Origin of the sequence: Litorisediminicola beolgyonensis (assembly GCF_042679605.1) — a bacterium.
Classification (GTDB): domain Bacteria; phylum Pseudomonadota; class Alphaproteobacteria; order Rhodobacterales; family Rhodobacteraceae; genus Litorisediminicola; species Litorisediminicola beolgyonensis.
Window position 1 is genome coordinate 46,803 of record NZ_JBHTMU010000030.1, and the last position, 7,411, is coordinate 54,213.

Consider the following 7,411-nt stretch of genomic DNA (forward strand, 5'->3'; position numbering starts at 1 on the left):
CCGGGCGCTGCCGCGGCAGTGCCCTTTGACTTTGGCGGACGTGCCGCGCGTTTCGCCCGATCATGACGAGGATGGACCCATGAGCCGTGTCTGCGAACTGACCGGAAAAGGCCCGATGACTGGCAACAATGTCAGCCACGCCAACAACAAGACCAAGCGGCGTTTCCTGCCGAACCTGAACGACGTGACCCTGCAGTCCGAGGCGCTGAACCGCGGCATCAAGCTGCGCATCTCCTCGCACGCGCTGCGGTCGGTCGATCACCGCGGCGGGCTGGACAAGTTCCTGGCCAAGGCCAAGGACGCCGAGCTGTCCGAGCGCGCGCTGAAGGTGAAGAAGGAAATCGCGAAGGCTCAGGCCGAGGCCTGATCCCTCCGATCTCGACGGTTTACCGGCCCCGCCTCGGCCTCGAGGCGGGGCTGTTTCCGTTTGTCGCATGGCTCCCGATCCGCGCGGATGCGACATGCTGGGCCACCCGTACCAGATGGAGAAACTCCCATGCGCGCGCTCGCTCTCGCCGCCGTTCTGACCCTTGCCCCGCTGGCCGTCAGCGCCGAGATCCGCGTCGAGGACGCCTATGCCCGCGCCTCCTCGCCGGTGGCGAAAACCGGCGCGGCGTTCATGGTCCTCACCAATGACGGCGCGACCGATGACCGGCTGGTCGGGGTCCGGACCGAGGCCGCCGAGCGCGCCGAGCTGCACACCCACATCGCAGATCCAAACGGCATGATGCAGATGCGCGAGATCGAGGGCGGCATCGCGCTTGCGGCCGGGGAGAGCCACGCGCTGCAGCGCGGCGGCGATCACGTCATGTTGCTCGGGCTGACCGGCCCTCTGGAGCAGGGCGACGATCTGACGCTGGTCCTCGAGTTCGAGGCGGCGGGTGAGCTGACGATCGAGGTTCCGGTCGACAATGACCGGGTGCCGCCCGAGTTGGGAGCCGCTGGCGGGATGCACGGCGACCATGGCGGGATGGACCACGGCTCGGCCACCGGCAACTGACGCTCAGGCGAGCAGTTCCTCGACCCAGGCCGGCACGGTCTCGGAGGCCGGGCCGATCAGGTGGCGGTCGAAAACATGCGCGACATCCGAGCGGTCGAGATTGATCTCGACCGTGTGCGCCCCGGCGAGCCGGGCTTCCTCGACGAATCCCGCGGCGGGATAGACCTGCCCAGAGGTGCCGATCGCGGCGAAGAGCGTGGCTTCGGCCAGTGCCTCGAGGATCGTCTCCATGTGGTAGGGCATCTCGCCGAACCAGACGACATCCGGCCGGGTCATCGCGCGCCCGCAGGCCGGGCAGGGGTCCTCGGGCGCCATGACCAGCGACGCCTCCCACCGATGTCCGCAGCCATGGCAGAGCGCGCCCGCAAGGCGGCCATGCATGTGGATCGGAGTGGCACCCGCGGCCTCGTGCAGCCCGTCGACATTCTGCGTGACCAGCGTGACGCGGCCCGGATGCTCCGCGACCAGCCGGGCAAGGGCGGCATGGGCGAGGTTGGGCTCTACCGTCGCGGCTTCCGCCCGGCGCATGTTGTAGAACGCATGGACCCGCGCGGGATCGCGGGCATAGGCTTCGGGCGTGGCGACATCCTCGATGCGGTAGCGCGCCCAGAGGCCGTGCTTGTCGCGGAAGGTGCCGAGCCCGCTCTCGGCGGAAATCCCGGCGCCGGTCAGGATGACGATCCGCTCGTGCTCTTTTGCCAAACCGCCTCTCCTGCGCTATCTGGAGGCCCGGAAGGAGACCCCATGACCCGATCTATCCTCTTCGTATGTCTCGGTAATATCTGTCGTTCCCCCTCGGCGGAAGGGGTGGTGCGGGAGCGGTTGAAAGAGGCGGGGATGGAGGTGCTGGTGGACAGTGCGGGGACCGGCGACTGGCATGTGGGCAAGCCGCCCTACGGGCCGATGCAAGAGGCGGCGCGGGCGCGCGGCTATGAGCTGGGCGGCCTTCGGGCGCGGCAGGTGAGCGGCGCCGATTTCCACCGGTTCGACCTGATCCTCGCGATGGATGACGAGAATTATCAAGACCTTGCGCGCCTCCAGCCGAGCGGCGCCAGCGCACGGCTCGCCCGCTTCACCGATTATGTCGACGACGCCGACTTCGTGCCGGACCCGTACTACACCCGGGATTTCGACGGGGCGCTCGACCTGATCGAGCGCGCGGCGGACGGGCTGGTGGCCGCGCTCCGGGACGGGGAAAACCGTACAAAGCCGTGAATTCGACCCCCCGATTTGTACGCGGTCTGCGGTTTTCGGGGCCGGTTTGTACGGAGAATGCAAATCAAAGCGCTTTTGGGCAATTGCCCACGCGCCCCAAGCCCGCCCCGAACGGCGCATTCACCCGATCTTGAGGTCCGCGCGGCACTCTGCCCCTCCCGAAGACCGACAGGGGGCGCCGATGCCGATCCCGAAATTCGAACAGGTCACTGCCACCGTGCTTCGCGCGCGGATGTCCGAACATCTGCGCTTCGTGCGCGAGACCGGCGGGCAGGTCTACATCACCAATCACCGCAGGCGCATCGCGGCTCTGGTGCCGATCTGGCAGGCCGATTGCATGTGCGACGTCGAGGCCTGGACGGTCAAGGAATTCCGCCGCCGCCAGGACGAAACCATGCGCGCCTGGCGTGCGCTTCGGAGCAATGCGGGCTATGTCGACTGAGAGGGGGCATCGGAGCCCCCATGGGAGTTTGACATGAAGAAGAACGGAATCCTGAACGCCGAGCTGTCACGCATCGTGGCCGCGCTCGGGCATGGCGACCGGGTCGTGATCGCGGATGCGGGCCTGCCGGTGCCCCCGGGCGTGACCTGCGTCGACCTTGCGGTCAGGCTGGGGGTGCCGGGCTTCTGGGACGTGCTCGACGCGGTGCTGTCCGAGATGGTGGTGGAGCAGGCGGTGATCGCCGAGGAGGCCTCGGAGGAGGTCCGCGCCCAGTTCGCCGAACGCCTCGAGGTCGAGGCCGACAGCCATGTCGCGCTCAAGGAGATGAGCCAGGGCGCCATCTGCATCGTCCGCACCGGCGAGGCGGTGCCCTACACCAACGTGGTGCTGGTGAGCGGGGTGCCGTTCTAAGCGGCGATCTCCTGGCGGTTTGATCGGGTTCCGGCGCGAATAGCACCGTAGGTGCCGCGCCATCCGTCGCCCGGGAGGCGATCCGTCACAGCTGGATCTGCCGAGAGGGGCCAGACCGCCCGTCGCACCGCAGGTGCGCCGCTGCAATCAGCACGCTTTCGGCGTGACGGGCTGGCGATTTGGCTGGGCTGGGCAGCACGCTCAGAGGTCTTTTGGACGTGGCTGGAATAAAGCGAGCTGATCTGTAGGCGGATCGCCATCCCGCGGTCTTGCGATGGCGCTTTCCGCGAACAGCCCAGCGATTCCAGGCCCATATCTTGGTAAATTCATGTGCGCCCGGGGCCGGAGAACAGCACCGAAGGTGCCTCCGGGCCAGCGCCCGTCCGCCCCTTTGGGCGGGCGCTGTGTCGACGCCTGCGCGCGCGTTGAACTGAGAGGGATTTGGCAGACATAAAGCGGCGACCCCGGGAGGGCGGGGCGCCCACCCGCGGACGGGCGCTGGCCCGGAGGCGCGGCTTCACGGTTTCTTAGGACCTGAGGGCTAAACAGAGTCGCATGGGCCTCGGCGTCGTGGCCCACGCGGTCTCGGGGTGGTGTCAGCTGTCCATCTTGAGGGCGGAAATGAACGCCTCTTGCGGGATCTCGACCTTGCCGAACTGTCGCATCTTCTTCTTGCCGGCCTTCTGCTTCTCCAGAAGCTTCTTCTTCCGGGTCGCGTCGCCTCCGTAACACTTGGCGGTGACGTCCTTGCGCAGCGCCGCGAGGGTTTCGCGGGCGATGACCTTGCCTCCGATCGCGGCCTGGATCGGGATCTTGAACATGTGGCGGGGAATGAGCTCCTTGAGCTTCTCGCACATGGCGCGGCCGCGCATCTCGGCCCGGTCGCGGTGGACCAGCATGGCGAGCGCATCGACCGGCTCGTCATTCACGAGGATCTGCATCTTCACGAGGTTGTCCTCGCGGTAGCCGATCATCTGGTAGTCGAAGCTCGCATAGCCCTTGGTCACCGATTTCAGCCGGTCGTAGAAGTCGAAGACCACCTCGTTCAGCGGCAGGTCGTAGACCACCATCGCGCGGGCGCCGGCATAGGTCAGGTCGAGCTGCAGGCCGCGGCGATCCTGGCAGAGCTTGAGCACGTCGCCGAGGTAATCGTCCGGCACCAGGATCGTGGCCTTGATGCGCGGCTCCTCGATCCGGTCGATCTTGGAGGGGTCGGGCATGTCGGCGGGGTTGTGCAGGTCGTGGCGCTCGCCGTCCTTGGTGAAGACGTGGTAGATCACCGAGGGCGCGGTGGTGATCAGGTCGATATCGTATTCGCGCTCGAGCCGGTCGCGGATGACCTCGAGATGCAGAAGGCCGAGGAAGCCGCAGCGGAAGCCGAAGCCGAGCGCGGCGGAGGTCTCGACCTCGAAGGTGAAGGAGGCGTCGTTCAGCGCGAGCTTCTCGATCGCGTCGCGCATGTCCTCGAAATCGTTGGCGTCGACCGGGAAGAGGCCGCAGAAGACCACCGGGATCGACGGCTTGAAGCCGGGAAGCGGCGTCTCGCAGCCCTTCTTCTCGGTGGTGATCGTGTCGCCGACGCGGGTGTCGCGGACCTGCTTGATCTGGGCGGTGATGTAGCCGATCTCGCCCGGGCCAAGCTCGGCCACGTCCTGCATCGCGGGGCGGTAAACGCCGATCCGGTCGATGTCATAGGTGCCGCCGGTCTTCATCATCTTGATCCGCTGGCCCTTTTTCAGGACCCCGTCGACGACCCGGACGATCACAACGACGCCCAGATAGGGGTCGTATTTGCTGTCGACGAGCATCGCCTTGAGCGGTGCGTCCGCGTCGCCGCCATGGGGCGGGGGCAGGCGGGTGACGATGGCCTCGAGCACGTCGGGAATGCCGAGGCCGGTCTTGGCGGAGATCTCGATGGCGTCATGGGCCTCGATCCCGATCACGTCCTCGATCTGCTCGCGCACGCGCTCGGGCTCCGAGGCGGGCAGGTCGATCTTGTTCAGGACCGGGACGATCTCGTGATCGGCGTCGATGGCGGTGTAGACATTGGCGAGCGTCTGCGCCTCGACGCCTTGCGTCGCGTCGACCACCAGGAGCGAGCCCTCGACCGCGCGCATGGAGCGGGAGACCTCGTAGGCGAAGTCGACGTGTCCGGGCGTGTCGATCAGGTTCAGGATATAGGTCTGGCCGTCCTTCGCGGGATATTCGATGCGGACGGTGTTGGCCTTGATGGTGATGCCGCGCTCGCGCTCGATATCCATCGCGTCGAGCAACTGCTCCTTCATGTCACGCTCGGCGACGGTGCCGGTGAGCTGGATCAGCCGGTCGGCCAGGGTGGATTTCCCGTGGTCGATATGGGCGACGATGGAGAAGTTGCGGATGCGCGAAATCGGGGTCATGGCCAAGCGATATGAAGCGGAAGCGGGGGGCGGTCAAGGTGGCGCGGCATGGCCGCGACGCCTTTGCGCGCTAGGCTCTTCGGGGGTGAACCACAAGGAGAGACACGCCATGGCGGAACTGAGCATGAAGGTCAGCGTGACGGGCAAGGTGCAGGGGGTGGGCTTCCGCGCCTGGACCCGCGACCGGGCAGAGGCGCACGGCCTGCGCGGCTGGGTCGCGAACCGCGGGGAGGACACGGTCGAGGCGGTCTTCGCGGGCGATCACGCCGCGATCGAGGAGATGCTGGGAGAGATCCGCGCGGGCGGCCCGGAGGCGGCCTCGGTGGACGAGGTCGAGACCGCGCCGGCGGAATACGACGAGACGGGCTTCGAGGTCCGGGGCTGAGCGACTGAGCGATCCGCGCCGCCGTCACGCGCCCCCGAAGCGCCCGTGACGGCGGCGCGGAAGAAATGAACGGATTTCATTGAATCTTAAGCGCCGCTGGGGCAAGCTTCCGCCATGGCAGTCAGGGACGCGACGCGGCCGATCAACGGTGCGCCGTCCCGAGATCGAGGGCGCGTTATGAGAGCAGTACTTACCCTATTCGTGGCGGCATTTGCGTTGCAGGCCTGTGGCGGCGGCGGCGGTGTCAGCCGGTCGGCCTATGCGCCGATTCAGATGTATGCGACCGGGCCGATCAACACGGCCTGCATGAAGAGCGACCGCAAGGCCCGCAACCCGCGGCTCTGCGGCTGTGTGCAGGCGGTGGCGAACCAGTCGCTGAGCAATTCCGAGCAGCGGCTCGCGGTGACCTTCTTCAAGGACCCGCACCGGGCGCAGGAAATCCGCCAGTCGGATCGCCCGAACCACGAACGGATGTGGCGGAACTACAAGGCCTTCGCGGGCCGCGCCGAACAGCTCTGCCGCGGGCTCTGATCCGGGTACGCGCGCGCCACGCCTGACGCAGCGCGCGCCGCGCTCAACTCCGGTCGAGGAAGGTCTGCACGGTCTCGGCAAATTCCCGGGGCTTCTCGGCATGGAGCCAATGGCCCGTGCCGGGCAGGCTGACGAAGCGCGCTTTCGGGAAATAGCCCCGGATCGTGTCGCGATAGGCGGGGGCGACATAGTCGCTCTCGGCGCCCGAGAGGAACAGCGCCGGTCCCTCGAAGCTCCCGTCCAGATCGGGCCAGCCCAGGACCTTGTCCATGTCGCGCTCGAGCACGTCGAGATTGAGCTTCCAGCGCTTCTCGGAGGTGTCGATGCTCTGGGTGAAGAAGCTCTGGAGCGTGCTGTCCGAGACATGCTCGGACAGTTGCCGCGCGGCGTCGGAGCGTTTCTCGACCTGAGACAGATCGACGGATTTCATCGCTTTGACATATTGCAACTGGTCATGGTCATAGGCGACCGGGGCCATGTCGGCGATGATCATCCGGTGGACGAGATCGGGGCGGGTCAGCGCCAGCGCCATCACCGCCTTGCCGCCCATGGAATGGCCGACGAGATCGGCGAGACCGCCCTGGGCGTCGATCACCTGTGCAAGATCCTCGGCCATGCCAGGATAGTCATGGCTGTCGGTCCAGGGGCTGTCGCCGTGATTGCGCTGGTCGACGGCGATCACGTGGCGCTCCTTCGACAGCGCGCGCGCGATCTGCAGCCAGTTGCGGGCCTGGCCGTAAAGGCCGTGGACGAGGATCAGCGGCGGGCCGTCGCCGGGCGTGCCGTGGGAGATGGTATTGAGCATGGGGTGTGAGATAGCGCAGGGGCGCGTCTCGGGCCAGAGGGGCTTGGCGGGACGCGGGGGACGCGACTAGGGTGCGGGCATGAGCGACGCGAGCGAGATGCGCAAGATCGTGCTGCGGCTGGAAAAGCTCCTGGCCGAGCGGTTCGGGGTCGAGACCGGCAGTCTCGGCCAGCGCGCGGCGCAGGCCGGGCGGCGGCTGCCGCGCGGCGTCCGGCGGGACCTG

The 7,411-nt window shown here is 67.2% G+C and carries 10 protein-coding genes; 7 read left to right on the top strand and 3 right to left on the bottom strand.

From position 1 onward, the window contains the following. The first annotated feature begins 79 nt into the window (after nucleotides 1–79). Together rpmB and ACFQ4E_RS15120 are read left to right on the top strand one after the other, a co-directional pair. On the top strand, nucleotides 80–367 hold the full coding sequence (gene rpmB, locus ACFQ4E_RS15115) for a 50S ribosomal protein L28 (RefSeq protein ID WP_386804989.1): 288 nt from the start codon (nucleotides 80–82) through the stop codon (nucleotides 365–367). Nucleotides 368–496: 129 nt separating this feature from the next. Continuing rightward, a complete protein-coding gene (locus ACFQ4E_RS15120) occupies nucleotides 497–1,000 on the top strand; it encodes a copper chaperone PCu(A)C (RefSeq protein WP_386804991.1) in 504 nt (167 codons plus the stop codon). Nucleotides 1,001–1,003: 3 nt separating this feature from the next. Here the strand turns inward: ACFQ4E_RS15120 and ACFQ4E_RS15125 are convergent, their stop codons facing one another. Next, nucleotides 1,004–1,702: an NAD-dependent deacylase gene (locus tag ACFQ4E_RS15125; protein ID WP_386804992.1), complete on the bottom strand. Its 699-nt coding sequence runs from the start codon at nucleotides 1,700–1,702 to the stop codon at nucleotides 1,004–1,006. A gap of 42 nt (nucleotides 1,703–1,744) precedes the next feature. On the opposite strand from ACFQ4E_RS15125, the gene ACFQ4E_RS15130 reads away from it, so the two are divergent. From ACFQ4E_RS15130 to rbsD, 3 genes are all read left to right on the top strand, one after another. Then, nucleotides 1,745–2,215, top strand: coding sequence for a low molecular weight protein-tyrosine-phosphatase (locus tag ACFQ4E_RS15130; RefSeq protein WP_386804994.1), 471 nt, complete (start codon nucleotides 1,745–1,747; stop codon nucleotides 2,213–2,215). A 181-nt stretch (nucleotides 2,216–2,396) separates the two neighbouring features. Then, nucleotides 2,397–2,657, top strand: coding sequence for a type II toxin-antitoxin system prevent-host-death family antitoxin (locus tag ACFQ4E_RS15135; protein ID WP_386804996.1), 261 nt, complete (start codon nucleotides 2,397–2,399; stop codon nucleotides 2,655–2,657). A gap of 33 nt (nucleotides 2,658–2,690) precedes the next feature. After that, nucleotides 2,691–3,068, top strand: coding sequence for a D-ribose pyranase (rbsD, locus tag ACFQ4E_RS15140; RefSeq protein WP_386804998.1), 378 nt, complete (start codon nucleotides 2,691–2,693; stop codon nucleotides 3,066–3,068). 596 nt (nucleotides 3,069–3,664) lie between these two features. Here the strand turns inward: rbsD and lepA are convergent. Next, the gene (gene lepA / locus ACFQ4E_RS15145; protein ID WP_386804999.1) at nucleotides 3,665–5,467 is read right to left on the bottom strand and encodes a translation elongation factor 4; all 1,803 of its coding nucleotides are present in this window, start codon (nucleotides 5,465–5,467) and stop codon (nucleotides 3,665–3,667) included. Between the two features lie 109 nt (nucleotides 5,468–5,576). Between lepA and ACFQ4E_RS15150 the strand changes: the two genes are divergently transcribed. Then, on the top strand, nucleotides 5,577–5,852 hold the full coding sequence (locus ACFQ4E_RS15150; RefSeq protein ID WP_386805001.1) for an acylphosphatase: 276 nt from the start codon (nucleotides 5,577–5,579) through the stop codon (nucleotides 5,850–5,852). A 177-nt stretch (nucleotides 5,853–6,029) separates the two neighbouring features. Then, nucleotides 6,030–6,383 carry a hypothetical protein gene (locus tag ACFQ4E_RS15155; RefSeq protein ID WP_386805003.1) on the top strand — a complete coding sequence of 118 codons (354 nt, stop codon included), beginning with the start codon at nucleotides 6,030–6,032 and terminating at the stop codon, nucleotides 6,381–6,383. A 43-nt stretch (nucleotides 6,384–6,426) separates the two neighbouring features. Here ACFQ4E_RS15155 and ACFQ4E_RS15160 read toward each other — a convergent pair whose 3' ends face one another. Next, entirely contained in the window at nucleotides 6,427–7,188 is a 762-nt protein-coding gene (locus ACFQ4E_RS15160) for an alpha/beta fold hydrolase (protein WP_386805005.1), read from the bottom strand. Nucleotides 7,189–7,411 lie beyond the last annotated feature (223 nt).

Excerpts from the sequence above, each read along its gene's own strand:
- rpmB (WP_386804989.1), top strand. The coding sequence starts at position 80 with ATGAGCCGTGTCTGCGAACTGACCGGAAAAGGCCCGATGACTGGCAAC.
- ACFQ4E_RS15120 (WP_386804991.1), top strand. The coding sequence starts at position 497 with ATGCGCGCGCTCGCTCTCGCCGCCGTTCTGACCCTTGCCCCGCTGGCC.
- ACFQ4E_RS15130 (WP_386804994.1), top strand. The coding sequence starts at position 1,745 with ATGACCCGATCTATCCTCTTCGTATGTCTCGGTAATATCTGTCGTTCC.
- ACFQ4E_RS15135 (WP_386804996.1), top strand. The coding sequence starts at position 2,397 with ATGCCGATCCCGAAATTCGAACAGGTCACTGCCACCGTGCTTCGCGCG.
- rbsD (WP_386804998.1), top strand. The coding sequence starts at position 2,691 with ATGAAGAAGAACGGAATCCTGAACGCCGAGCTGTCACGCATCGTGGCC.
- lepA (WP_386804999.1), bottom strand. The coding sequence starts at position 5,467 with ATGACCCCGATTTCGCGCATCCGCAACTTCTCCATCGTCGCCCATATC.
- ACFQ4E_RS15150 (WP_386805001.1), top strand. The coding sequence starts at position 5,577 with ATGGCGGAACTGAGCATGAAGGTCAGCGTGACGGGCAAGGTGCAGGGG.
- ACFQ4E_RS15155 (WP_386805003.1), top strand. The coding sequence starts at position 6,030 with ATGAGAGCAGTACTTACCCTATTCGTGGCGGCATTTGCGTTGCAGGCC.
- ACFQ4E_RS15160 (WP_386805005.1), bottom strand. The coding sequence starts at position 7,188 with ATGCTCAATACCATCTCCCACGGCACGCCCGGCGACGGCCCGCCGCTG.